This is a genomic window from Bradyrhizobium sp. AZCC 1721, from assembly GCF_036924715.1.
Taxonomy (GTDB): domain Bacteria; phylum Pseudomonadota; class Alphaproteobacteria; order Rhizobiales; family Xanthobacteraceae; genus Bradyrhizobium.
Window position 1 is genome coordinate 1,114,977 of record NZ_JAZHSB010000001.1, and the last position, 22,186, is coordinate 1,137,162.

At 63.4% G+C, this 22,186-nt stretch carries 26 protein-coding genes; 18 read left to right on the forward strand and 8 right to left on the reverse strand.

The window, feature by feature from the left end; translation table 11 throughout:
• The first annotated feature begins 51 nt into the window (after positions 1–51).
• Positions 52–1,206, forward strand: a complete 1,155-nt coding sequence (locus V1273_RS05360; RefSeq protein WP_334408947.1) for a DUF3095 domain-containing protein — start codon at positions 52–54, stop codon at positions 1,204–1,206.
• Positions 1,207–1,318: 112 nt separating this feature from the next.
• Here V1273_RS05360 and V1273_RS05365 read toward each other — a convergent pair whose 3' ends face one another.
• The 3 genes from V1273_RS05365 to V1273_RS05375 form a co-directional block, all read right to left on the reverse strand.
• Entirely contained in the window at positions 1,319–1,759 is a 441-nt protein-coding gene (locus tag V1273_RS05365; protein WP_334408948.1) for a DUF2147 domain-containing protein, read from the reverse strand.
• A gap of 82 nt (positions 1,760–1,841) precedes the next feature.
• Positions 1,842–3,224 (reverse strand): MATE family efflux transporter, encoded by a 1,383-nt coding sequence (locus V1273_RS05370; RefSeq protein WP_334383722.1) that lies wholly within the window; start codon positions 3,222–3,224, stop codon positions 1,842–1,844.
• 86 nt (positions 3,225–3,310) lie between these two features.
• The gene (locus V1273_RS05375; protein ID WP_334408949.1) at positions 3,311–3,850 is read right to left on the reverse strand and encodes a GNAT family N-acetyltransferase; all 540 of its coding nucleotides are present in this window, start codon (positions 3,848–3,850) and stop codon (positions 3,311–3,313) included.
• Positions 3,851–4,012: 162 nt separating this feature from the next.
• Between V1273_RS05375 and V1273_RS05380 the strand changes: the two genes are divergently transcribed.
• From V1273_RS05380 to V1273_RS05425, 10 genes are all read left to right on the forward strand, one after another.
• Positions 4,013–4,615, forward strand: a complete 603-nt coding sequence (locus tag V1273_RS05380) for a superoxide dismutase (protein WP_334366598.1) — start codon at positions 4,013–4,015, stop codon at positions 4,613–4,615.
• A 273-nt stretch (positions 4,616–4,888) separates the two neighbouring features.
• Complete coding sequence (gene crcB, locus V1273_RS05385) at positions 4,889–5,275, forward strand: fluoride efflux transporter CrcB (RefSeq protein ID WP_334408950.1); 387 nt, start codon at positions 4,889–4,891, stop codon at positions 5,273–5,275.
• A gap of 139 nt (positions 5,276–5,414) precedes the next feature.
• Entirely contained in the window at positions 5,415–6,008 is a 594-nt protein-coding gene (locus V1273_RS05390; RefSeq protein ID WP_334408951.1) for a permease, read from the forward strand.
• A 59-nt stretch (positions 6,009–6,067) separates the two neighbouring features.
• A complete protein-coding gene (locus V1273_RS05395; RefSeq protein WP_334369153.1) occupies positions 6,068–6,508 on the forward strand; it encodes a hypothetical protein in 441 nt (146 codons plus the stop codon).
• Positions 6,509–7,154: 646 nt separating this feature from the next.
• On the forward strand, positions 7,155–7,334 hold the full coding sequence (locus V1273_RS05400) for a hypothetical protein (protein WP_249734433.1): 180 nt from the start codon (positions 7,155–7,157) through the stop codon (positions 7,332–7,334).
• Between the two features lie 2 nt (positions 7,335–7,336).
• Positions 7,337–8,092 (forward strand): metal ABC transporter ATP-binding protein, encoded by a 756-nt coding sequence (locus tag V1273_RS05405; protein WP_028350500.1) that lies wholly within the window; start codon positions 7,337–7,339, stop codon positions 8,090–8,092.
• Positions 8,092–8,961 (forward strand): metal ABC transporter permease, encoded by an 870-nt coding sequence (locus V1273_RS05410; protein ID WP_213289001.1) that lies wholly within the window; start codon positions 8,092–8,094, stop codon positions 8,959–8,961. Before V1273_RS05405 ends, V1273_RS05410 begins: the two co-directional genes overlap by 1 nt.
• A 2-nt stretch (positions 8,962–8,963) precedes the next feature.
• On the forward strand, positions 8,964–9,833 hold the full coding sequence (locus V1273_RS05415) for a metal ABC transporter substrate-binding protein (RefSeq protein ID WP_334408952.1): 870 nt from the start codon (positions 8,964–8,966) through the stop codon (positions 9,831–9,833).
• A gap of 54 nt (positions 9,834–9,887) precedes the next feature.
• Positions 9,888–10,940 (forward strand): CobW family GTP-binding protein, encoded by a 1,053-nt coding sequence (locus tag V1273_RS05420; RefSeq protein WP_334408953.1) that lies wholly within the window; start codon positions 9,888–9,890, stop codon positions 10,938–10,940.
• 10 nt (positions 10,941–10,950) lie between these two features.
• On the forward strand, positions 10,951–11,955 hold the full coding sequence (locus tag V1273_RS05425) for a WD40 repeat domain-containing protein (protein WP_334408955.1): 1,005 nt from the start codon (positions 10,951–10,953) through the stop codon (positions 11,953–11,955).
• 285 nt (positions 11,956–12,240) lie between these two features.
• On the opposite strand, the gene V1273_RS05430 is transcribed toward V1273_RS05425, so the two are convergent.
• Positions 12,241–13,131 carry an SDR family NAD(P)-dependent oxidoreductase gene (locus V1273_RS05430; RefSeq protein ID WP_334408956.1) on the reverse strand — a complete coding sequence of 297 codons (891 nt, stop codon included), beginning with the start codon at positions 13,129–13,131 and terminating at the stop codon, positions 12,241–12,243.
• A 328-nt stretch (positions 13,132–13,459) separates the two neighbouring features.
• On the opposite strand from V1273_RS05430, the gene V1273_RS05435 reads away from it, so the two are divergent.
• The 7 genes from V1273_RS05435 to V1273_RS05465 all read left to right on the forward strand — a co-directional run bounded on the left by V1273_RS05435 (position 13,460) and on the right by V1273_RS05465 (position 19,618).
• Positions 13,460–13,771: a hypothetical protein gene (locus tag V1273_RS05435; RefSeq protein WP_334408957.1), complete on the forward strand. Its 312-nt coding sequence runs from the start codon at positions 13,460–13,462 to the stop codon at positions 13,769–13,771.
• Positions 13,772–14,002: 231 nt separating this feature from the next.
• Complete coding sequence (locus V1273_RS05440) at positions 14,003–14,944, forward strand: dioxygenase family protein (protein WP_334383718.1); 942 nt, start codon at positions 14,003–14,005, stop codon at positions 14,942–14,944.
• Between the two features lie 91 nt (positions 14,945–15,035).
• Positions 15,036–16,280, forward strand: a complete 1,245-nt coding sequence (locus tag V1273_RS05445) for an amino acid ABC transporter substrate-binding protein (RefSeq protein ID WP_334366607.1) — start codon at positions 15,036–15,038, stop codon at positions 16,278–16,280.
• A 51-nt stretch (positions 16,281–16,331) separates the two neighbouring features.
• Complete coding sequence (locus tag V1273_RS05450; protein ID WP_334408958.1) at positions 16,332–17,198, forward strand: branched-chain amino acid ABC transporter permease; 867 nt, start codon at positions 16,332–16,334, stop codon at positions 17,196–17,198.
• Complete coding sequence (locus V1273_RS05455) at positions 17,195–18,160, forward strand: branched-chain amino acid ABC transporter permease (RefSeq protein ID WP_334383716.1); 966 nt, start codon at positions 17,195–17,197, stop codon at positions 18,158–18,160. The genes V1273_RS05450 and V1273_RS05455 overlap by 4 nt, the downstream gene beginning before the upstream one ends.
• Positions 18,157–18,891, forward strand: coding sequence for an ABC transporter ATP-binding protein (locus V1273_RS05460; protein WP_334408960.1), 735 nt, complete (start codon positions 18,157–18,159; stop codon positions 18,889–18,891). Before V1273_RS05455 ends, V1273_RS05460 begins: the two co-directional genes overlap by 4 nt.
• Complete coding sequence (locus V1273_RS05465; RefSeq protein WP_247510408.1) at positions 18,881–19,618, forward strand: ABC transporter ATP-binding protein; 738 nt, start codon at positions 18,881–18,883, stop codon at positions 19,616–19,618. Before V1273_RS05460 ends, V1273_RS05465 begins: the two co-directional genes overlap by 11 nt.
• Positions 19,619–19,642: 24 nt before the next feature.
• Here the strand turns inward: V1273_RS05465 and V1273_RS05470 are convergent, their stop codons facing one another.
• The 4 genes from V1273_RS05470 to V1273_RS05485 form a co-directional block, all read right to left on the reverse strand.
• Positions 19,643–19,870, reverse strand: a complete 228-nt coding sequence (locus tag V1273_RS05470; protein ID WP_334366611.1) for a hypothetical protein — start codon at positions 19,868–19,870, stop codon at positions 19,643–19,645.
• 194 nt (positions 19,871–20,064) lie between these two features.
• Positions 20,065–21,495, reverse strand: coding sequence for a homospermidine synthase (locus V1273_RS05475; RefSeq protein ID WP_334366612.1), 1,431 nt, complete (start codon positions 21,493–21,495; stop codon positions 20,065–20,067).
• Positions 21,496–21,536: 41 nt separating this feature from the next.
• Entirely contained in the window at positions 21,537–21,926 is a 390-nt protein-coding gene (locus V1273_RS05480) for a RidA family protein (protein WP_334366613.1), read from the reverse strand.
• Between the two features lie 97 nt (positions 21,927–22,023).
• Complete coding sequence (locus V1273_RS05485; protein ID WP_334366614.1) at positions 22,024–22,185, reverse strand: hypothetical protein; 162 nt, start codon at positions 22,183–22,185, stop codon at positions 22,024–22,026.
• Position 22,186 lies beyond the last annotated feature (1 nt).

Genomic DNA, 22,186 nt, shown 5'->3' on the forward strand with positions numbered 1-22,186 from the left:
GACCGGCCGTATCTGCTAGGAAAGTGCGAACGCGGGGTAGCGCAGATCGCCATGACGACGTCTGACGGCACCGACATTTTCTATGGCGCGATTCCGGTCTTTCGCGGCTTCGGCAGCCTGATGGACCCGGCGCTGTATACGCCGTTGCCGGACGACTGGACCGTCGGTGTCGCCGACATCGTCGAATCGACCAGGGCGATCGCCAATCAGCGCTACAAGGCGGTCAACATGGCCGGCGCCGCCGTGATCGCGGCCGTGACCAATGCGCTTGATGGCCGCGAGTTTCCGTTCGTGTTCGGCGGCGATGGTGCGAGCTTTGCGATCTCCCCGGCGGATCTTTCGAACGCGCGCGAGGCACTGGCGGCGACCGCGGCCTGGGTCAGCGCCGATCTCGATCTGATGATGCGGGTAGCGCTGGTGCCGGTGAGGGACATTCGCGCGCAGGGCCTCGATATCAAAGTCGCCCGCTTCGGGCCGTCGTCCAATCTGTCCTATGCGATGTTTTCCGGCGGCGGGCTGGGATGGGTGGATGCCGCGATGAAGCGGGGCGAATTCGCGGTCCCGCCGGCGAAGCCGGGAACGCAGCCCGATCTGTCCGGGCTGTCGTGCCGGTTCGAGGAAATTCCTTCTTCCCGCGGGCTCATTCTGTCGGTGCTGGTGGTGCCGGCCAAGGGCGCCGATCCGCAACGTTTCCGCAAGGTGATCGAGGACCTCATCAAGTTGGTCGAGCAGAGCCCGGATGCGGGCCGGCCGGTGCCGCCGGATGGGCCACCGCTGCGCTGGCCGCCGGCCGGCGTCGAATATGAGGCGCGCGCCGCGCGCGGCGGGCCGTTGTTTAAGCGACGCACCATCGTGCTCGCCGTCACGCTCTGGGCCTATGTGGTGATGCGGTTCGGCATCAAGGTCGGCAAATTCGTGCCGAAGAACTACGTGCAGCAGGTGGTGGAGAATTCTGACTTCCGCAAATATGACGATGGCTTGCGGATGATCCTCGATTGCACGGTCGAGCTGGAACGGGCGCTGACGGAGCTTCTGGCAAAGGCGGCTTCCAGCAAGATCGTGCGCTACGGCCTGCACCGGCAGGACGCCGCGATGATGACCTGCTTCGCCCCCTCGGTGATGCGCAGCGATCACGTCCACTTCATCGACGGCGCCCGCGGCGGCTACGCGTCGGCGGCGTCAGCGCTGAAGGCGATGGCGGCGTAGGCAGTGTGGGGGTGACGATTTGCACGCCGTCTGCAGTTCGAATATGCGGCGGCACCCCCACCCCAGCTAGGGTGGGGGCTCGCGCCGCAGCGGCAGTATCAATTTTGTTCGTTCACCGCCCCACGCGCGTCCAGTTCTCGCCGCCGCAGAGCGCGCCGACGCACCCTTCCACCTTTAGCGTATCTGCGCCTGTTACCGAGACGCTGCTGGCGTAGGTGCCGCCGTCATCGGCATTGTAGATCTGGCCCGACCATTTGTTGGGACCGCTGGGGCTCATGCCGCTGAACAGGGGAAGGCCGATCATCGGCCGCCGCTTCAGGGCCGGGTTGGGATTTTTGTCGTCGACTTGAGGCTGGCCGGTGGCCTGATCGACCGGCTCCTTCAGCCCGACGATCACGCCGCAAATTCCACCGCCGCATTTGCTGATTTTCACCCTGGCATCGCCCGCCTGGGTCAGCCAGACGCCGGTCGGCTCGGCGCCTTGCGCGCAGGCGGATGGCGCGGCCAGCAATGCCGCCGAGATCGCGATGATGAAAGCCGTTCTGCAAGCCATGAATCATTCCTTACGAAAAAGCAGGCCTGCATAGCAACAAATCAGATTTGTGCAACGTCGGATTGAGTGCAACTTGCCGTTATCATTTGCCCCAGGGAGTCAGTCGGATCGACAACGCCGTGCCGAGGCCGTAAACGACCATCGCGGCGCCGACCAGTGCGAACAAGGTCGATGCCGGCGCGCCCATGGAGGCCAGCCACCAGCCGCCGCCCCCGACGATCAGCAACCTTGCGGTGCCGGCCATCACGGGACCGCCGACCTTCGCAGCACCTTGCGAGGAGAAATAGAGACTGACGCCGATCCCGAAAAACGCGAAGGCCGGGCCTGCCCAGGTGAAATAGGCATTGGCGGCGGCGGTGACGCCGGGGTCGCCGGTGAACATCGAAACCCAGAGCGACGGTTTTGCCGCGACAATCAGTCCGATGGCGCCGACGGTAATGCCGGCCGCAACGCCCGCGGTCCACGCCACCTGCCGGGCGCGCGTCACGAGGCCCGCGCCAATGGCCATGCCGACCATCGGCACCGAGGCGACGCCGAATGCGAAGGCGATCGGCGTCAGCAGAAACTCCAGCCGCGAGCCCATGCCATAGCCGGCCAGTGTCTCGGTGCCATAGCCGGCCAGGATTTTGGTGAAGATCAACACCGTCAGCACGGTTTGCAGCGGCGACAGGCAGGACACCGCGCCGACCCTGAGAATGTCGAAGAACATGTCGCGCTGGAATTTGAAGCCGTTGAAGCTCAGCGTCAGCCGGCTGCGGCCGCTGACGAGGTACCAGACGAGGAAGATGGCCCCCAGCGTAAAGGCGGCGAGCTGGCCTGCGGCAACGCCACGCATGCCGAGCCCGGGCAGTCCGAACAGCCCAAGGCCCAGCGCGCCGCCGACGGCGATCTGCACCAGCGCGAGGCCGATCAGCGTGACCGATGGAATCCGCATGTCGCCGGTGCCGCGCACCACGGAGGCCAGCGTGTTGACCAGCCAGATCGCGATCGCGCCGGAGAACAGCACGTTCGAATATTGCATGGCCTGTTCGAGCACGCCGCCGCGCCCGCCGAGCAGCGCGTAAAACGCGTGGCCGAAGGCCAGCATCATCGCCGTGAAAAAGAGCCCGGCGCAGGCGCCGATCATCGCCGCATGCAGGGCCAATGTCGCCGCACGGTCGCGGTCGCCGGCGCCGAGCGCGCGGCTGATGGCGGAGGAAACGCCGCCGCCCATCGCGCCCGCCGACATCATCTGCGTCAGCATGACGAAGGGAAATACCAGCGCGATTCCCGCGAGCGGCTCGGTGCCGAGCCGGCCGATATAGGAGGTCTCGGCGACCGCAACCAGCGTCATGCCGACCATGGCGATCGCGTTGGGAAGCGCAAGTGTCAGCAGCGTCGACAGGATCGGCGAGGTGAGCAGGGCACTGGTCGGAGCTGACGGGACCGCGGCGGGGCGCATGTCGAGGGGGGCGTCCATGGTCATGCGTCACGTCATCCAAATGAAATAGATTATGGATGACATATTATCCGACCGGGCCGACGCAAGTCACCCCCGCGCCGCTGCAGGGGTCACCACGGCAGGCCGCATAGGTCGATGACGCCGTCGCGCGGTTTGCGGGTAAAATCGAACACGAACGGCGCCATGGCCTCGAAGCGAACCCGTCCCTCCGGCTGTTCGGCATAGACCTCGCCGTTGAACGCATGCCAGCCGCGCGCCTGATAGAATGCTTCATTGTGCGGCTCGCAGAACAGCATCGCAAAGCGCACCGCTTCGTGGTCGCGCAGGGTCCTGACAGCGGCGTTCAGCGCCAGCGTCGCATAGCCGCGTCCCCGGCAATCCGCCCGGGTCGAGACGCCGCCAATGCCGCCGACATGAACCTTGCGCCCGTCCCAAGTAGCGTCACGGAAGTAGATGCCGACATGGCAGGCAAGTCCTAGGCTGGGCGAATCCTCCGGTGCGTCAATCAGCACGCGCAGATCGGCGTGGGCCCATTTGACGTGACCCCAGGGCAATTTTTCCACGACATCGCGCGGCCACACCGCGTTCATCAGCGGTTCGGCCCTCGGCCATGATGCCTCGCCGTTCAGGACGTCGATCTCGATACTCATGTCATTCCCTCGTCGCGGCGCCCTTATCCGTCATACGCTGGACGCGGAGGGGCGTTACGCAAGACCCCTGCCGTTTTGCCAAAATGCGGTGTTTAAGACCAATGGAACCTTCTATAAGGGTTCCCGTTAGACTTCGTCTCCCATCAGTTCGGACATCACCCCATGACCTTCACGCTGCCCAATCTCCCCTATTCCCACGACGCCCTTGCGCCTCACATGTCCAAGGAAACGCTGGAGTACCACCACGACAAGCATCACCAAGCTTACGTGACCAACGGAAACAACGCGATCAAGGGGACTGAATTCGAAGGCAAGTCCCTGGAGGAGATCGTCAAGGGTTCGTTCGGCAAGAATCCGGCCGTGTTCAACAATGCCGGCCAGCATTATAACCATCTGCATTTCTGGAACTGGATGAAGCCGAATGGCGGCGGCAGCAAGCTGCCCGGCCGTCTGGATAAGAAGATTACCGAGGACCTCGGCGGGCTCGAGAAGTTCAAGGCCGATTTCGCCGCCGCCGGCGTTGGCCAGTTCGGCTCTGGCTGGTGCTGGCTGTCGGTCAAGAACGGCAAGCTCGAAATCTCCAAGACCGCGAATGGCGAGAGCCCGCTGGTCTACGGCGCGACGCCGATTCTCGGCTGCGACGTCTGGGAGCACTCCTACTACATCGACTATCGCAACCGCCGTCCCGACTATCTCAAGGCGTTCTGCGATAACCTGATCAACTGGGACTATGTCGACGAGCTGTTCGGCAAGGCCGGAGCGTAACGACCAGGCGCGGTGGATACGCAACGTCTCGCCGACAAGCGAACATGAAATGGCGATGCATCAACGCCGTTTCACCCTCCCCTGGAGGGGTCCGAGACGAGCAAAGCTCGCTCGTGGGGCGGTTCGCATGCAGCGAAGCGGAATGCGATCCGGGGCGGGGGTGATCTCTCAGCTCGAACACTGTTCGAGTGGATAGACCTTCACCCCACCCCGCCGCTCATTTCATTCGCGTCGACCCTCCCCCTCGAGGGGAGGGTGAACACCGGGGCAATAGTGGGTAACGCGACAAGCTATTTGTTGGTCTTTTTGGGCGGCGGCCTTGGCGCGACGCTGCGTCATCTCATCAATCTCGCCTGCGCCCGCTGCCTCGGCACCAGCTTTCCCTGGGGCACATTCATCATCAACATATCAGGCTCGACCGCGATGGGGCTGATCGCGGGTTATCTCGCCTTCAAGGGCGAGGCCTCGCAGCCCTGGCGGCTGTTTTTGATGACCGGCGTCCTCGGCGGCTACACCACGTTCTCGGCCTATTCGCTCGATGCCGCGCTGCTCTACGAGCGCGGCGAGCTTGGGCTCGCTGCGCTTTACGTGATTGGCTCCGTCATGCTTTCGATTGTCGGGCTGTTCGGCGGTCTCGCACTGGTGCGTCAGTTCACCTGAACCAACCGCCATATGACCGCGTGACGTCCTCGCATGGGCGTCCTTGAGATGCGCATGGGTATCGCGCGAGCTTCCGTTTGCTTCGCCACACGCGCGGGACTAAGCAGGATGGATCCGCTTCACCCGCCAACGCACGGCCTTGTCAGAACCTCCGCCAACAGACCCGGCGCCAGCCGACGACGCCGAGCCAAAACCCCGGCGTGCCCGCAAGCCGGTCGGCTGGTCGATGATCGTGATCGGCGCGCTCGTCGCGATCTGCGCTGCGCTGGTGTGGCGGCGCGACGGCATCGACGGCGTGCTCAATATTCTCACCCACGATCTCCTGCTGTTCGGCGAAATCATCCCGCGCGTGCTGGCCGGCTGCCTGCTCGGCGGATTCATCGCGGAAATTCTGCCGCACGACAAAGTCTCGCGATCGCTCGGGCCGGAATCGGGCCTAAAGGGACTTTTGATCGGAACGGCATTCGGCGCGATCCTGCCGGGCGGTCCCTTCACCGCCTATCCGGTGGCGGCGGCATTGCTCACGGTCGGCGCCGATTTCGGCGCCACCATCGCCATGGTCGTGAGCTGGACGCTGATCGGTTACGGCCGCGCCGTCGCCTGGGAGCTGCCGATTCTCGGCACCGACTTCACGCTGTGGCGCATTGTGATCTCGCTGCCGATCCCCGTGCTGGCAGGCTGGCTCGGCCGCGTCGTCTTCGTGCGGATGTATCCGAAGGGCGAGCCGTCGTGACGGCGTCTGCGCTGATCATCGACATCACGCTGTGGGCCTCGGTCGCCATTCTCGGCTTCATGGCTTGGCGGCGAGGCCGCGTCGTGCTGGTGTCGTCGGTGCGCGAAGGCTCGATGGACTTCATCAACATCGTGCCGCGCATTGCACTCGGCGTGATCGGCTCGGGCTACATCGCCGCCGTCATCCCGCCGGAAGTCATCACCGGCTGGCTCGGCCCCGACAGCGGCTGGCTCGGCGTGCTGACTGCGGTGATTGCGGGTGCGGCGACGCCCGGAGGCCCCGTGGTCGGCTTTTCGATCGGCGCGGTGGCGCTGAAAGTCGGCGGCGGCCCGCCGCAGGTGATCGCCTATGTCGTCGCCTGGGCGCTGTTCGCCTTTCAGCGCATGATCCTCTGGGAAATTCCCTTCATGCCGGCCCGCTTCGTCTGGTTTCGCGCCGTGGTCTCGGTGCCGTTTCCGTTTCTGGCGGCCGCGATCGCGATGGTGATCGGCAAGCCGTGAGGTGCACGCTCAAGATGTTTTTATATGATCGTAAATCATAGATCGGCAGAAACCCCGCAGTTCACCGGATGATGAACTGGTTCTGTCCGTGAATATCGGCTAAGACTCGCCCCGCCGGGGCGGACCAGCCGATGTAGGGGTGTACATGAAGAAGGGCGACGTAACCTGCCCAAACTGCGGGGCGGGATTCAGACGGCTTGAGCTTTCGTCTCAGGTTGGGACCAAGGGCGAATATCACTGCCCAGTCTGCGATATGGCGCTGGAGGCAACAGACGGCACCACGCTCGTTGCCTATCGTCTCACGATCCAGCCTTCCACTCGAAGCTTGAGGGCTTAGCGGGACCGCCTGCCTTGCTCTGAAATTCAGACGGTCCCTGCCAGCCACATTAATTGTCCTGCCCCATAGGCAGCGGCCATAGCCAGCCAACGAAACACAAGCAAACCTATTTGAAAGCCTTATGACAGGGGGCGCCTCGGTTGGCGGCCTCTTTGCGGGTCCGCTCGATTGCTGGCGCGCCCGCCAATCAGGCCGTAGCGTAATGGATGCCCGCTTTCGCGGGGCATGACAGACGGTACCCTTTGAGAATACCGATCTACGGCCACGCCCCTCGTGGACTCCCGTAATGTTATATTATAACGTCGATCCATGCCTCACTCCCACGACCACGCGCATCACGCTCACGCCCACAGCCACGGCCCGGCGACGCCGCATCCAGCGCAGGCCGCGCCCTGGTCGATCCTGCGGATGACTGTGTCAGCCCGCCTTGCCGCAGCGCTCGCCGTCAGCGTCGCTCTGTGGGCCGTTGTCCTGGTGGCGATGAGGTGAGCATGACCGCGCAGATAAAATTTCGAAACGTCACGCTCGGCTACGATCGGCATCCGGCGGTGCATCACCTCAACGGCGAGGTCGCGCCGGGCGCGCTGATGGCGGTGATCGGGCCGAACGGCGCCGGCAAGTCGACGCTGTTCCGGGGAGTGGCCGGCATCCTCAAGCCGCTGTCCGGCGCGATTGGTCTCGGCGGTCTCGATAGCAGGGACATCGCCTATCTGCCGCAGAGCGTCGACATCGACCGCAGCTTTCCGATCTCGGTGTTTGATTTCGTCGGCAGCGGGCTGTGGCGTTCGACGGGTCCGTTCGGCGGCATCGGCAAGGCCGCGCGCGAGAAGATCCTGGCGGCGCTCGCCGCGGTCGGGCTCAACGGTTTTGAAAACCGCGCGATCGGCACGCTGTCCGGCGGGCAGATGCAGCGCATGCTATTTGCGCGGGTGCTGCTGCAGGATTCGCGCCTCATCGTTTTGGATGAGCCGTTCAACGCCATCGATGCGAAAACCTCGGCGGACCTGATCGCACTGGTCCGGCGCTGGCATGGCGAGGGGCGCACCGTGCTGGCGGCGCTGCACGATCTGGAGATGGTGCGAAGCCACTTCCCCGAAACCCTGCTGCTGGCGCGCGGGCCGGTTGCGTGGGGGCCGACCGCCGAAGTGCTGACACCGGAAAACCTGCTCGTGGCGATGAAGATGTGCGAAGCCTTCGACGACAGCGCCGCCGCTTGCGCCGCCGATATGCCATCACGGGCGGCCTGATGCTGTACGACGCGCTGTTCGCGCCCTTCATCGAATTCGAGTTCATGCGCCGCGCGCTCGCCGCCGTGATCGCGCTTGCGCTCGGCGCCGCGCCGATCGGCGTGTTCCTGATGCTGCGGCGGATGAGCCTGGTCGGTGACGCCATGGCGCATGCGATCCTGCCGGGCGCTGCGATCGGTTTCCTGGTCTCGGGGTTGAATCTGTTCGCGATGACGACGGGCGGATTGATCGCGGGCTTTACGGTCGCGCTGCTCGCCGGCCTCGTCGCGCGCAACACCGAGTTGAAGGAAGACGCTTCGCTCGCGACCTTCTATCTGGTGTCGCTGGCGCTCGGCGTTACCATCGTCTCCATCAAGGGCACCAATATCGACTTGCTACACGTGCTGTTCGGCAACATCCTCGCGATGGACGACCAGACGCTGCTGGTGATCGCCTTCAACGCCACGATTACACTCTTGGTGATGGCGGTAATCTACCGTCCCCTCGTGATCGAATGCGTCGATCCGGTGTTCCTGCGCACCGTCTCTCGCGCCGGCGCGCCCGCGCATCTGGCGTTCCTGGCGCTGGTCGTCATCAACCTGGTCAACGGCTTTCATGCGCTCGGCACCTTGCTCGGCGTCGGCCTGATGATCCTGCCCGCCGGCATCGCCCGGTTCTGGTCGCGGGACATCACCGGCATGATCTGCATCGCGGTGGCGAGCGCGATTGTCTCGGGCTATGCCGGACTGGTGCTGTCGTTTCAGACTAAAATTCCCTCAGGCCCCGCGGTCATCCTGATCGCGGCGGTGCTGTATGTCGCATCGCTGTTGTTCGGCCCTGTCAGCGGTCTGGTCCGGCAGATGTTTCCCGGCCGTCATCTCGAGGCGTAGTCATGATCCGGTACTGGCTTATCGCTTTCGCCATGCTCGCGGTCGCAGGCCCGGCCCGCGCCGAGGATCGCCTCAACGTCGTTGCGAGCTTCTCAATCATCGGCGATTTCGTTCGCCAGGTCGGCGGCGATCGCGTCGAGGTCACGACGCTGGTCGGGCCCGACGGCGATGCGCATGTTTATGTGCCGGCGCCCTCGGACGCCAAACGGGTTGCGGGTGCAAAGCTTGTGTTCGTCAATGGTCTTGGGTTCGAGGGCTGGTTGTCGCGGCTCGTCAAATCCGCCGGCGGAAAGGCGACTATCGTAACCACGACTACCGGCATTACGCCGCTCAAGCTCGGCTCGGTAGCTGATCCTCATGCCTGGCAATCGGTCGCCAACGCCAAGATCTACGTGGCCAATATCCGCGACGCGCTGGTGGCCGCCGATTCCGCCAGTGCCGAAACCTTCAAGTCCAACGCCGGCGCCTATCTGGCGCAACTCGACGCATTGGACCGCGAGGTGCGCGAGGCAGTCGCCAAAATTTCGGAAGGCCGTCGCAAGGTGATATCGACCCACGGCGCGTTCGGTTATTTCGCCGCCGCCTATGGCATCGAATTCATTGCGCCGGTCGGCGTATCGACCGAATCCGAGGCCAGCGCCCGCGATGTCGCAAAGATCATCACCCAGATCAGGGCGGCCAAAATACCGGCAGTTTTTCTCGAAAATATCTCCGACCCCCGCCTGATGAGCCGGATATCGGTCGAGACCGGCGCCAGGGTCGGCGGAACGCTCTATTCCGACAGCTTGACCGGCGAAAAGGGCGATTCTCCCACTTACATTGCGATGGTCAGGCACAATATAAAGGCCCTGACCAGCGCGCTGAGCCCATAGGGCAGGGGCCTCCCTGCTGCCGGTGCGCAAAACCATTTCCGCTCCGGAGCCATTATGTCTGAACTTTCTTCCCAAAAAATTCCAGTGACCGTGCTGACGGGCTATCTCGGCGCCGGCAAGACCACGCTGCTCAACCGCATCCTGTCGGAAAACCACGGCAAGAAATACGCCGTCATTGTCAACGAATTCGGCGAGATCGGCATCGACAACGACCTCATCATCGGCGCCGATGAGGAAGTGTTCGAGATGAACAATGGCTGCATCTGCTGCACCGTGCGCGGCGACCTCGTCCGCATCATGGACGGCCTGATGAAGCGCAAGGGCAAGTTCGACGCCATCATCGTCGAGACCACGGGGCTGGCCGATCCGGCGCCGGTGGCGCAGACCTTCTTCGTCGACGAAGACGTCCAGAAGAACGCGCGGCTCGACGCAGTCGTCACCGTGGCGGACGCCAAATGGCTGAGCGATCGTCTCAAGGACGCGCCGGAAGCCAAGAACCAGATCGCGTTTGCCGACGTCATCGTGCTGAACAAGACCGACCTCGTCTCCAAACCGGAATTGGCCGAAGTCGAGGCCCGAATTCGCGGCATCAATCCATATGCAAAGCTGCACCGCGCCGAGCGCTGCAAGGTCGCGCTATCCGACGTGCTGGAACGCGGCGCGTTCGATCTCGATCGCATTCTGGAGATCGAGCCGGAATTCCTCGACGCCGGAGACGATCATCACCATCACGATCATGATCACCATCATGACCATCATCACAACGATCACAGCCACAGCCATGGCGGATTGAAGCACTACCACGACGAGGACATGCAATCGCTGTCGCTGCGGTCGGACAAGCCGCTCGACCCGACCAAGTTCATGCCGTGGCTGCAAACCCTCGTCGCCACCGAGGGCCAGAAGATCCTGCGCTCGAAGGGCGTCCTCTCCTTCACCGACGACGACGACCGTTATGTGTTCCAGGGTGTGCACATGATGCTGGAAGGCGATCATCAGCGGAAGTGGAAGGAAGGCGAGCCGCGCGAAAGCCGCGTCGTCTTCATCGGCCGCGAATTGCCGGAAAAGGCGATCCGCGAAGGTTTCGAAAGCTGCATTGCTGCGTGAGACGGAAATCATGTCTTCCGAACAGCTCACCATTGCATCCCTGACCGACCGCGTGAAATCCGTTGCGGTTGGTGCACCCGTCTCCGCCGTGCATTTCCTCGGCGAGCGCGCTGCCTTCGTGTGCGCCGAGGAAAAAGTCGCAATCGCCGATGCCACCGGCGAAACCTCCCATGTGGTCGTGCACAGCGGCGCCATCCTCTGCACAGCGTCCGATGGCAAGCGCGTCGTCACCGGTGGCGACAACGGCAAGCTCGTTGCATTGAATGCAAAGGGTGAGACGTCGGTGCTTGCGACCGACGCCAAACGGCGCTGGATCGACAATGTCGCGCTGCATCCCGATGGCGCATTTGCCTGGTCGGCTGGCAAGACGGCGTTCGTCCGCGGCGGCAAGGGCGAGGAGAAGACTTTTGATGCGCCGTCGACCGTCGGCGGCCTCGCCTTCGCGCCAAAAGGCCTGCGCGTGGCGGTCGCCCATTACAACGGCGTGACGCTGTGGTTTCCCAACATGGCGGCGAAGCCGGAATTTTTGGAATGGGCCGGCTCGCATCTCGCCGTCACCTTCAGCCCCGACAACAAATTCCTGGTCACCGCGATGCACGAGCCGGCGCTGCATGGCTGGCGGCTTGCCGATAACAGGCACATGCGGATGAGCGGCTATCCCGGCCGCGTCCGCTCGATGTCGTGGAGCGCGGGCGGCAAGGGGCTCGCCACGTCGGGTGCGGACAGCGTGATCATCTGGCCATTCGCCAGCAAGGATGGTCCGATGGGCAAGGAGCCTGCGATGTTGGCGCCGCTGCAGGCGCGCGTTTCCATGGTGGCCTGTCATCCGAAGCAGGACATCATGGCCGCAGGCTATAGTGACGGCACCGTGCTGATCGTGCGGCTCGAGGATGGCGCGGAAATTCTGGTGCGCCGCAACGGCAGCGAGCCGGTCTCGGCGCTGGCCTGGAACGCGAAGGGCACGTTGCTGGCCTTCGGCACTGAGGACGGCGACGCCGGGATGCTGGAATTCTAGAAAACGACCGCCCTGACACTGGTCTGTGCCCGTTGCGTCACTCGTGACCACCAAACCCGCCTTCAACCACGGCGGCCGAGACTTAACAGGCGTACCCGATCAGCAATACGTACTTCGCGACTACCAGGTTTTCGGCGGTTATTCGTCCTATCTCCTCGCCCGAGCCGAGTTGCATGAGCGGCTGACCCGACGACATTGGTGAGTAGGAGAGTCGCGAGCACTCGTCGTTTGCCGCTGTAACCACCAATTGACGTCTCATCGTTTCGCCGTTGCAGGTGTCTGTGTCTACGCACCACCAGGCTCGAACGGGCCTGGTTCGGAGTAGCCCTCGATCGATTCGACCTTTGCGTAGTTCTCGGCGATGCTCTCGGGTGTCAGATGTGGATCGTAGAAGCCAGGTCCCATGACGATAGCGATACGTTGGATTGCTCGGGCTCCTACGTTGTAGATCCTGTTCGTCTCCGAACAACTATCGCTTGCCAGCCAAACGATCGCTGGCGCAACAGCCTCAACCGGCATGGCGGCTCTTCCATCTGCTTCAGCCAAGCGGGATCCAGCGGCGGGGTGCATCCTCGTGTACGCGACTGGCGAAATGGTGTTCACGAGAATCCCATGCTCAGCACCTTCAATTGCAAGAATGCGCATCAATCCGACTACTGCGCACTTGGCCGCCGCATAGGTGGCTTGGCCACGTAGTCCGAACAGGCCGCTGACTGAGGTAGTGAGGATGATCTTCCCATAGCGTTGTGCGGCCATATAGGGCCAGGCAGCCTTCACCGTGTTAACCGGCCCGCCGACGTGCACGCGCCAATAGCGATCGAAATCGTCAAGGGTAGCGTCCGCGAATAGCTGGCTTCCGCAGATACCAGCGTTGTTCACGAGAAGGTCTATTCTCCCGAAATGCTCGATGGTCATCGCGATCAGGTCGCTACCACCTTCAGGGGTGGAAACATCGCTGTCATTCGCGATTGCCTCACCTCCACGTGACCGAATGAGGTCGGCCACCTGTTCCGCTATCGTGGAGTCCTTCCCGAACCCCAATACGTCGGTCCCTAGGTCGTTTGCCACGACCCGGGCACCGCGTTCGGCGAGAAGTTCGACGTGTGCCCGCCCCAGCCCGCGGCCTGCCCCAGTCACAACCGCGACCTTCCCTTCCAACGAAATTCGTTCAGTCATTTCGCTAATCCTCTTCCGACAAGATTGCCGCGGAGACCACGGGGCGACATATCGGGATTTCGTCGTGTGTTTTGTTTTTCTTGGGGCTCCGCGGCGCCGCCAGTAGTGGCCCAGAGCCTTTTGCGTGGCTCCGGCGAAGAAATGGGGCGGCAACTCAATCGGAAACACGGCTTAGGATGTGTATCTTCCGAATTCTAGGCGTCCCGGGCCAGTTACCATACAGGTTCCCCGCGGAACTATGGGCCTTGCCGGCCGTTGAGCCCACGAACCATTTTGTGGGTCGAACGATATGCCTGCCGATGCCCGTCAACGCAAATATCGAAGGGAAATGCTGGGCGCGTCCACGCTGATCGCGGTCGGGCTAATCATTTCGGCCCTGTCGCTGAGCGAGATCGTGGCGCGCGATTCCCTGAACGTCGCGCAGGCGACGCCGCCAACGCAATCGACGCCAGACGCAGAAACCAAACCGCCCGCGCCGCCTGCGCCGTCCGAACCGGGCACGACCGGGCAAAGGCCATCAGACGTTCCGCCGCAGCCTGCCCGTCCAGACCCGGATGCGCAGAAGTCGGGCGCTCAGCCCGCGCTGCCGCCGGCGCCGGCGGAGAAGACCGCGCCGCCGATCCGCGAAAAGGAAAAATGATCCCACTGCCGTTGCGCCGATTGTGCAATCGCAAAATCGTGGGCGGAGGCCCTGCCGCGCTCGTTTGATGCGCGAGTGTGTGGGCCATGTAACCTATTCGCCCGTATCAATTCGTAGGAGAGGGCGCAGGCCTCGCCTTCGAACGCCTTGTGTTGATCCCCAACAAGCGGTTAGGCTTGCTGCAAAACAGCCGGCAGGTCGAGTAACGGCCGGCAGATCAGGGAGTGACGCATGCGTGAGTTAACGCCGGAAACGATCACGGACGCCGTGCTCGACCAGATGGCGACGACGCCAGACCCTCGCCTGAAGGAGATCATGGCGTCGGCGGTAAAACATCTCCATGCCTTCGCCCGCGAGGTCAACCTGACGCCCGCGGAATGGATCAAGGGCATCGAATTCATGACTGCCGCCGGCAAGATGTGTTCGCCGGAACGGCAGGAATTCATCCTGCTATCCGACACGCTCGGCCTCTCGGCGCTCGTCAACGGACTGCACGACGCAACCGCGCTTGAGGAAGCCACCCACACCAGTCTGCTCGGCCCGTTCTACCGCGAGGCCACGCCGACGCTTGCAGCCGGCAGTTCGATCGCCAAGAACCCGAAGCCCGGCAGCGAGTGCGTGTTGTATGGCCGCGTCACCGATGCCGCGGGCAAACCGGTCGCGGGCGCCACCGTCTCGATCTGGCAGACCGGCGCTGATGGCCTCTATGACATCCAGGCCAGTGCGACCTCGGTCGATTACCGCGGTGTGTTCGCCACCGATGCCGATGGCCTCTATGTGCTGCGCACCGTCAAACCGCTCGGCTATTCGATCCCGATGGATGGCCCGGTCGGCGCGATGGTGAAGGCGCAGGCGCGGCATGGCATGCGGCCGGCGCATATTCACTTCCTGGTCGGCGCAGCCGGCTATCGCGAACTGGTCACGGCGCTCTATCTGCGTGACGATCCCCATCTGGCCGATGATGTCGTGTTCGGCTCGTCGGGCGATCTTGCCGTCGACGTGGTAGCCAATGATCCGGACTGCCCGATCAAGGGCATGCCGAGCATCCGCTTCGACATGCGGTTGTCGCGCGAAAGCGCCGCCGACAAGACCAGCGGGCGCGTCGGCGCCGATCCGTCGGCGATCATGAAACAAGCCAAAAGCGAACCGGCCTCGGCGGGTGCCGGCGGCTAGCCCGAGACTGACGCGATCCACTCCACCGCAGCCGGGCGAAGATCCGGCGGACGCAGAAATACAACGACATAAACGACACAAGGGGGAATCGATGAAACGCAGAACATTCCTGGGCGGCGCAATGGCCGTCGCGGTGGTAGGGCACGGGTCGAGCGCTCTTGCCCAGCAGCCGCCGATCAAGATCGGCATGTCGATGCCGCAGACCGGCGGCCTCGCCGGCGGCGGCAAGGCGTCGTTGCTCGGCATCGAGATCTGGCGCGACGACGTCAATGCCAAGGGTGGACTGCTCGGCCGCAAGGTCGAACTGGTCGTCTATGACGACAAGTCGAGCGCATCGGAGACGCCCGCGATCTACGCCAAGCTGGTCGATGTTGATAAGGTCGACCTGCTGTTCGCGCCCTATGCAACGGTACCGACCGCGCCGATCATGCCGTTCGTCAAGCAGCGCGGCCTCTTGCTGATGGGGAATTTCTCGTTCCAGGTGAACAGCAAGGTCGGCCACGACATGTGGTTCAACAATGCACCCTGGGGGCCGGCCGATAGCTGGGCGGCTTCGTTCCTCGACCTGGCGCAAAAGGCCGGCGGCAAGAACATGGCGCTGTTAACGGCGGATCAGGAATTCGCGCAAAACCTCGCGCTCACGGCGCGGGACGTCGCCAAGAAGCGCAATATCCCGATCGTTTTCGACCAGGTCTACCCGCCGAACACGGTTGAATTTTCGTCCATCATTCGCGCGTTGAAGGCGGCCAAGCCCGACATCGTCTATGTCGCGTCCTATCCGCCGGATTCGGCCGGCATCCTGCGTGCCGTGAACGAGATCGGGATCGGCGACAGCGTCAAGATTTTCGGCGGCGGCATGGTCGGTCTGCAATTTGCCGCTGTGATGTCGAATCTCGGCTCGCTGCTCAACGGCGTCGTGAACTACAATACCTGGCTGCCGGAAAAGAGCATGTATTTCGACGGCACCAAGGAATTTTTCGACAAGTACACCAAGCGCGCCGTCGAGGCCAAGGTCGATCCGCTCGGCTACTATCTGGCGCCGTTCGGCTATGCGATGGGCCAGATGATCGAGGCGGCGGTCGGCGCGACCAAGTCGCTCGACCAGAAGGGCATCGCGAAATACCTGCGCGACAACGAGCACAAGACCATCGTCGGGTCGATCGCGTTTTCAGCCGATGGCGAGCGCAAGGAAACGGCGACCCTGCAGGCCCAGTTCCGCGGTGTAAAGGACAAGGATATCGAGCAGTTCCGTTCCTCCGGCAAGCAGGTGATTCTATTCCCTGACAAATTGAAAACCGGAGAGCTCATCACTCCCTTCGAGACTGCCCGAAACTAGCCCTCGTGGCTTTTCCGGCTCAGGGCCAAGGGGGGACTTGAATTGTTTTCGATGGACCTGCTGCTTGGGGCAGTCGTGCTCGGCGTGCTGCTCGGCTGTTTCTATGCAGCCGTCAGCGTCGGCTTGTCCGTCTCGTTCGGCTTGCTCGATGTTCCCCATGTTGCGCATCCGGCGTTCCTGGTGCTGGCGTCCTATGGCGTATTCCAGCTCAACGAGAGCTATGACATCGACCCGTTGCTGGCGGGCCTCGCCATCACGCCACTGTTCTTCGTGTTCGGCCTGCTGGCCTACCGCGTCTATTACGAAACCTTCGAGCGGCGCGGCAGTGATGCCGCCGTCCGCGGCATCGCCTTCTTCTTCGGCATCGCCTTCATCATCGAGGTGCTGATCATCCTGCAATTCGGCGTCGACCAGCGCTCGGTTTCCGCGACCTATATCGGCAAGTCGTGGCGGTTCGGCGAGTTTCGGATACCGATCCGGCAACTGGTGGCTTTCGCGGTGGCGCTTGCGCTGACGGTGCTGCTTGCCGTGTATCTGTCGAAAACCTTCATGGGCCGCGCGATCCGCGCGGTCGCGCAGGACGAGGAGGCGTTGCGGCTGATGGGCGCCAATCCGGTCCGCATCAAGCAATTTGCCTTCGGCATCGCCACTGCCGTGCTCGGCATCGCCGGCGCGCTCCTGATCATCGTGGCGCCGGTCGAGCCGACGCTCGATCGCGCCTATATCGGGCGGACCTTCTGCGTCGTCGTCATGGCCGGGCTCGGCAGCATCAGCGGCACGCTGATCGCCGCCATCATCCTCGGCGTCGCCGAATCCATCGTGCTGACGTTGTTCGGGGCTTCCTGGGCGCCGGCGATCTCGTTCGCAATGCTGCTCGGCGTGCTCGCCGTCCGGCCGCAAGGTCTGCTCGGCCGATGAACAAGCGCAACCACAGCATTGCATTTTGGGCCGCCGTCGCCGTCTTCCTGGTCGCCGTGTTGTCGATGACGCAGATCGTCCGCAACGAATATCCGTTTTTTGCCGGCTACGTCATCCTGCAGTTCATCGCGCTTGCGGTTGCCTGGAGCATCCTCGGCGGCTACGCCGGTTACGTCAATTTCGGCACCAACGCCTTTTTCGGCGTCGGCGTCTATACGGCGGTAGCGCTGTTCAAGGCGACGGGCGCGCCGCTCGTGGTGCAGATCGCAGCCGCCGCCGTCGTCGGCATGACGCTCGGCTTTGGCGTTGGCCTCCTCACTTTGCGGATGCGCGGCATCTTCTTCTCGATCGCGACGATTGCGCTGGCGATCATCATCGAGACCTTTGTGATGAACTGGCGGTTCGTCGGTGGCGCGGCTGGCATCCAGATCCAGCGGCCGCCGGTGATGGCGCCGTTCGACAGCTATGTGAAGATGCTGTTTTTCGTGCAGGCCGTCCTGGCCGTCATCGCCATTGCGATCGCGCGCTACGTCCAGACTTCCCGGATCGGCCGTGGCCTGCAGGCGCTCAGGGACGACGAGCTCGCCGCCGAATGCACGGGCGTGCCGACCCTGAAGCTGAAACTGATCGCCTGCATGATCTCGGGCGCGCTGATCTCCGCGGCCGGGGCGCCCGCTGCCATGTACCTGCAATATGCCGATCCGTCCTCGGCGTTCAACCTGAGCTACTCGGTGTCGGCGCTGGCGATGGCGCTGATCGGCGGCACCGCGCACTGGATCGGCCCGGTGTTAGGGGCCATCCTGCTCGGCTCGACGCAACAGCTCCTCGCCGTGACCATCTCCTCGGAGGTCAACGTGCTGGTGCTCGGCATCATGCTGGTGCTGTTCGTGGTCGGCGCGCCGAAGGGCATCATTGGGCTATTGCGGCCGCGCTACCGTCTGCGCGCGGGGGGCAAGCAATGAATACGGCAGCCGGCGACGCACCCCTGCTGCAGGTGGGGACTCTGACAAGGACCTTCGGCGGCTTCACCGCGCTCGACAATATCAGCGTCGATATCCGAAAGGGCGAACGGTTCGGCCTGATCGGCCCGAACGGCTCGGGCAAGACCACGCTGATCAACTGCATCTCCGGCGCGTTGAAGCCGCAGGTCGGCAGCGTGGTGTTCTGCGGCGAGGACATCACGCAATTGCCGCCGCACTTGCGCGCGCGCCGTGGCATCGCCCGCAGCTTCCAGATTCCGCGGCCGTTCAGGAGCATGACGGTGCTGGAAAACCTCATGGTCGGGCTCGACTTCGCCGCCGCCGGTTCAGCCGCGGCGGAGGAAGAAATCGCGATGTCGATCCTGACGCGGATGGGGCTCGCCTCGAAAGCCGGCGCGGCGAGCGCTACGCTGAGCCAGGTCGAGCTGCGCAAGATGGAGCTTGCCCGCGCGATGGCGGTGCGTCCGAAGCTTTTGATTTCGGACGAGGCGATGGCCGGGCTGTCGTCTTCCGAAGTCGACGAGGTGCTCGACCTCCTGATCAGCCTTGGCGAGGAAGACATCACCATCATCATGATCGAGCATATCATGCAGGCGGTGATGCGCTTTTCGGAACGGGTGATGTGTCTCGACGCCGGAAAGATCATCGCGCTCGGCGCGCCAGCCGAGGTGATGGCCAACAAGCGGGTGCAGGAGGCCTATCTTGGCACTTAGCCTTGCCATCGAAGGCCTCGATGCCGGCTACGGGGCCGTCAAGGCGCTGCGCGGCGTCACGCTCCATGTCGAGGCCGGCGAGACCGTGGCCTTGCTCGGCACCAATGGCAACGGCAAGAGCACGCTGATGAAGTGCGTCATGGGCCTGGTGCGTCCGGATAGCGGCCGGCTTGCGCTGTCGATCGACGGCGTGGCGCATGACCTCACGAAGCTCTCGCCCGAGGCGATCGTCGATCTCGGCGTGGCGCTGGTGCCGGAGGGGCGGCGGCTGTTTCCCAAGCTGACGGTGACGGAAAACCTGATGCTCGGCGCGTTCAGGAGAATGGCCCGCAGCGCCATCCAGCAGAATCTCGCGCTCGTCTTCGACACCTTTCCGGTGCTGAAGGAGCGGCGCAGCCAGCTCGCCGGCACCATGTCCGGCGGTCAGCAGCAGATGCTGGCGATTGCGCGCGCGCTGATGTCGTCGCCGCGGCTGCTCTTGATCGACGAGCCGTCGGTCGGGCTGTCGCCGTTACTCGTGTCGCAAACCATTGCCAAGATCGGCGAGCTCAAGCAGCGCGTCGGTCTGACGGTGCTGATGGCGGAGCAGAATTTCAACCAGGCGATCCGGATCGCCGACCGCGGCTACATCATCGTTCACGGAGAGATCGCGGTGGCTGCGCAGTCGGTCGATGAATTGAAGGCCAACGATATCGTCAAGCGGCTCTATCTCGGCGGCGTCGCGTAACGGAGATCCGCCGCAGGGGTGCGACTATTGTGCGCCCCTGAGCGTGCAGGCGGTCGAGCAGGTCGTCACCACGCCGCGCTCGCAGGCGATGCACACCGCGACGCACTGCTTCTTGTCCTTGGGATTGTACTGGCTGAAAAGCTTGCGGGCGCAATTGTCGATCGAGCCCGTGACGTCAGCATTGCTGCCGCTCTCGGGCGTGCACGACGCCAGTGCCGCCGCCGACAGCACGATGGCAATGATGCTGCGCATGTTGCTCGCTCCATCGACGGAGCCGCCGCTCAAAAGCTTGGCGACGGCCCAAGGGCCCTCGCAGAAATTCACCCTTCAGGATGGCGCGATTGGATTAATCGACTGTTTACACGGCGCCGGGTTCCCGTGCGTAGTTCTACGCCGGTCGAGGGCCATGGAAGGACAATGTGCGCTGCAGCGCCTGTGTTGCGGTGTTACCGCACCAGCACGTTCCTGAACTGCCAGGGATCCGACGTGTCGATATCCTCCGGGAACAGGCCGGGCCGGTCCGACAGCGGCGTCCAGTCGGTGTAGAACCCTTTCACCGGGCCGAGATACGGCATCTGAATTTCGAGGCAGCGGCGGAAATCCATTTCGTCGGCCTCGACGATGCCGGCGGTGGGATTCTCCAGCGCCCATACCATGCCGGCGAGCACGGCGGACGACACCTGCATGCCGGTCGCGTTCTGGTAAGGCGCGACGAGGCGGGTCTCCTCGATCGAGAGTTGCGAGCCGTACCAATAGGCGTTCTTGCCGTGGCCGTAGAGCAGTACGCCGAGCTCGTCGATGCCGTCGACGACCTCGTGCTCGTCCAGAATGTGCCAGCTCGGCTGCATCTTGCCGGTCGCGCCGAAAATCTCGTGCAGCGACAGCACGGCGTCGTTGGCTGGGTGGTAGGCGTAGTGGCAGGTCGGGCGATAGATCACCTCGTTGCCATCTCGTAGCGTGAAATAGTCCGCAATCGAGATCGACTCGTTGTGGGTGACGAGGAAGCCGTATTGCGGCCCCGGCGTCGGGCACCATGAACGCACGCGGGTGTTGGCGCCCGGCTGCAGCAGATAGATCGCCGCACCGCAGCCTTCGGTGTGCTGGCGGCCGTTATCCGGCATCCATTTCTCATGGGTGCCCCAGCCGAGCTCGGCCGGCTGCATGCCCTCGGACACGAACCCTTCCACCGACCAGGTGTTGACGAACACATTCATCGGCTTCGGATTCCTGGAGCGCTGGGTGTCGCGCTCGGCGATGTGGATGCCTTTGACGCCGAGCTTCTGCGCGAGCTGACCCCAACCCTCGCGGCTCTTCGGCTCGTTGAAGGGCGTGTTGGTGTCGCGGGCGATGTCGAGCAGCGCCTGCTTGACGAACCAGGATACCATGCCGGGATTGGCACCGCAGGTGGAGACGGCGGTCGTGCCGCCCGGACTCTTGTGCTTTGCGGCGAGCAAGGTCTCGCGCAGGGCGTAGTTGGAGCGCTTTTCGGGACCGATGTTCTTGTCGAAATAGAAACCCGCCCAGGGCTCCACCACGGTATCGATGTAGAGCGCGCCGATCTCCCGGCACATCGTCATGATGTCGACCGAGGAGGTGTCGACGGAGAGGTTGACGCAGAAGCCCTGGCCGCCGCCTTCGGTAAGCAGCGGGATCAGGAATTCGCGATAATTGTCGCGGGTCACGGCTTGCTTGATGAAGCGCACGCCGTGTTTCTTGGCGAGCTCGCCATCCTCATGCGGATCGATGATGACGAAGCGCGACTTGTCATAGTCGAAATGGCGCTCGATCAAGGGCAGCGTGCCCTTGCCGATCGAACCGAAGCCGATCATCACGATGGGGCCAGTGACTTTCGCGTGAATTTTTGCGAGGGCGTTCATCAGTTGGTCTCCGGAAACAGAAATTCGTGGGAATGGAGGGATCAGGCGGTGCGGCGTTTCGCGGTCACTTCGATCTCGATCTTCATCTCGGGCTTGTAGAGCCCCGCGACGACGAGGAGCGTTGTGGCCGGGCGGATCTCGCTAAAAACTTCGCCGCAGACCGCAAAGAAGGCGTCCGCATCGGCGAGGTCGGTGATGTAGTAGGTGGCGCGGACGATGTCGGCCATCGCGAAGCCGCCTTCCTTGAGCGCCGCCTCGATGTTCCTAAAGCAGTTGCGCGCCTGGCTTGTGACATCGGCGGGAATGACCATGGTCCTGTAGTCGTAGCCGGTGGTGCCGGCGACGAAGGCGAAATCGCCGTCGATGACGGCGCGGCTGTAGCCGGCGGTCTTCTCGAACGGCGAGCCGGTGGAAATCAGGCGGCGGGGCATGGGAACCTCGGTCTTGGGAACGATCCTGGGAATGGTCCGGCGGCGGGATGGGCGCGGTTTAAGGGCTTTTCCCCGGCGTGCGCAACCCCTGGCGATGTCACCGTGAATGCCAGGTGAAGTCGGAGGCCGGCGGCGCGCCGGCGCTCCAGCGACGCACGAGAATGTCCCTGACGATCATGACCGAGATGATGACCAGGAGGACCGTCGTGACAACGCTGCGCCAGCGCGGGCGCACGGCGGCGGGAGGGCACTCCGACATC

Bases quoted from the DNA above. Each gene is read 5' to 3' on its own strand.
- V1273_RS05360 (WP_334408947.1), top strand. From the start codon at position 52: ATGACGACGTCTGACGGCACCGACATTTTCTATGGCGCGATTCCGGTC.
- V1273_RS05365 (WP_334408948.1), bottom strand. From the start codon at position 1,759: ATGGCTTGCAGAACGGCTTTCATCATCGCGATCTCGGCGGCATTGCTG.
- V1273_RS05370 (WP_334383722.1), bottom strand. From the start codon at position 3,224: ATGACCATGGACGCCCCCCTCGACATGCGCCCCGCCGCGGTCCCGTCA.
- V1273_RS05375 (WP_334408949.1), bottom strand. From the start codon at position 3,850: ATGAGTATCGAGATCGACGTCCTGAACGGCGAGGCATCATGGCCGAGG.
- V1273_RS05380 (WP_334366598.1), top strand. From the start codon at position 4,013: ATGACCTTCACGCTGCCCAATCTCCCCTATTCCCACGACGCCCTTGCG.
- V1273_RS05395 (WP_334369153.1), top strand. From the start codon at position 6,068: ATGGCTTGGCGGCGAGGCCGCGTCGTGCTGGTGTCGTCGGTGCGCGAA.
- V1273_RS05400 (WP_249734433.1), top strand. From the start codon at position 7,155: ATGCCTCACTCCCACGACCACGCGCATCACGCTCACGCCCACAGCCAC.
- V1273_RS05405 (WP_028350500.1), top strand. From the start codon at position 7,337: ATGACCGCGCAGATAAAATTTCGAAACGTCACGCTCGGCTACGATCGG.
- V1273_RS05410 (WP_213289001.1), top strand. From the start codon at position 8,092: ATGCTGTACGACGCGCTGTTCGCGCCCTTCATCGAATTCGAGTTCATG.
- V1273_RS05415 (WP_334408952.1), top strand. From the start codon at position 8,964: ATGATCCGGTACTGGCTTATCGCTTTCGCCATGCTCGCGGTCGCAGGC.
- V1273_RS05420 (WP_334408953.1), top strand. From the start codon at position 9,888: ATGTCTGAACTTTCTTCCCAAAAAATTCCAGTGACCGTGCTGACGGGC.
- V1273_RS05425 (WP_334408955.1), top strand. From the start codon at position 10,951: ATGTCTTCCGAACAGCTCACCATTGCATCCCTGACCGACCGCGTGAAA.
- V1273_RS05430 (WP_334408956.1), bottom strand. From the start codon at position 13,131: ATGACTGAACGAATTTCGTTGGAAGGGAAGGTCGCGGTTGTGACTGGG.
- V1273_RS05435 (WP_334408957.1), top strand. From the start codon at position 13,460: ATGCTGGGCGCGTCCACGCTGATCGCGGTCGGGCTAATCATTTCGGCC.
- V1273_RS05440 (WP_334383718.1), top strand. From the start codon at position 14,003: ATGCGTGAGTTAACGCCGGAAACGATCACGGACGCCGTGCTCGACCAG.
- V1273_RS05445 (WP_334366607.1), top strand. From the start codon at position 15,036: ATGAAACGCAGAACATTCCTGGGCGGCGCAATGGCCGTCGCGGTGGTA.
- V1273_RS05450 (WP_334408958.1), top strand. From the start codon at position 16,332: ATGGACCTGCTGCTTGGGGCAGTCGTGCTCGGCGTGCTGCTCGGCTGT.
- V1273_RS05455 (WP_334383716.1), top strand. From the start codon at position 17,195: ATGAACAAGCGCAACCACAGCATTGCATTTTGGGCCGCCGTCGCCGTC.
- V1273_RS05460 (WP_334408960.1), top strand. From the start codon at position 18,157: ATGAATACGGCAGCCGGCGACGCACCCCTGCTGCAGGTGGGGACTCTG.
- V1273_RS05470 (WP_334366611.1), bottom strand. From the start codon at position 19,870: ATGCGCAGCATCATTGCCATCGTGCTGTCGGCGGCGGCACTGGCGTCG.
- V1273_RS05475 (WP_334366612.1), bottom strand. From the start codon at position 21,495: ATGAACGCCCTCGCAAAAATTCACGCGAAAGTCACTGGCCCCATCGTG.
- V1273_RS05480 (WP_334366613.1), bottom strand. From the start codon at position 21,926: ATGCCCCGCCGCCTGATTTCCACCGGCTCGCCGTTCGAGAAGACCGCC.
- V1273_RS05485 (WP_334366614.1), bottom strand. From the start codon at position 22,185: ATGTCGGAGTGCCCTCCCGCCGCCGTGCGCCCGCGCTGGCGCAGCGTT.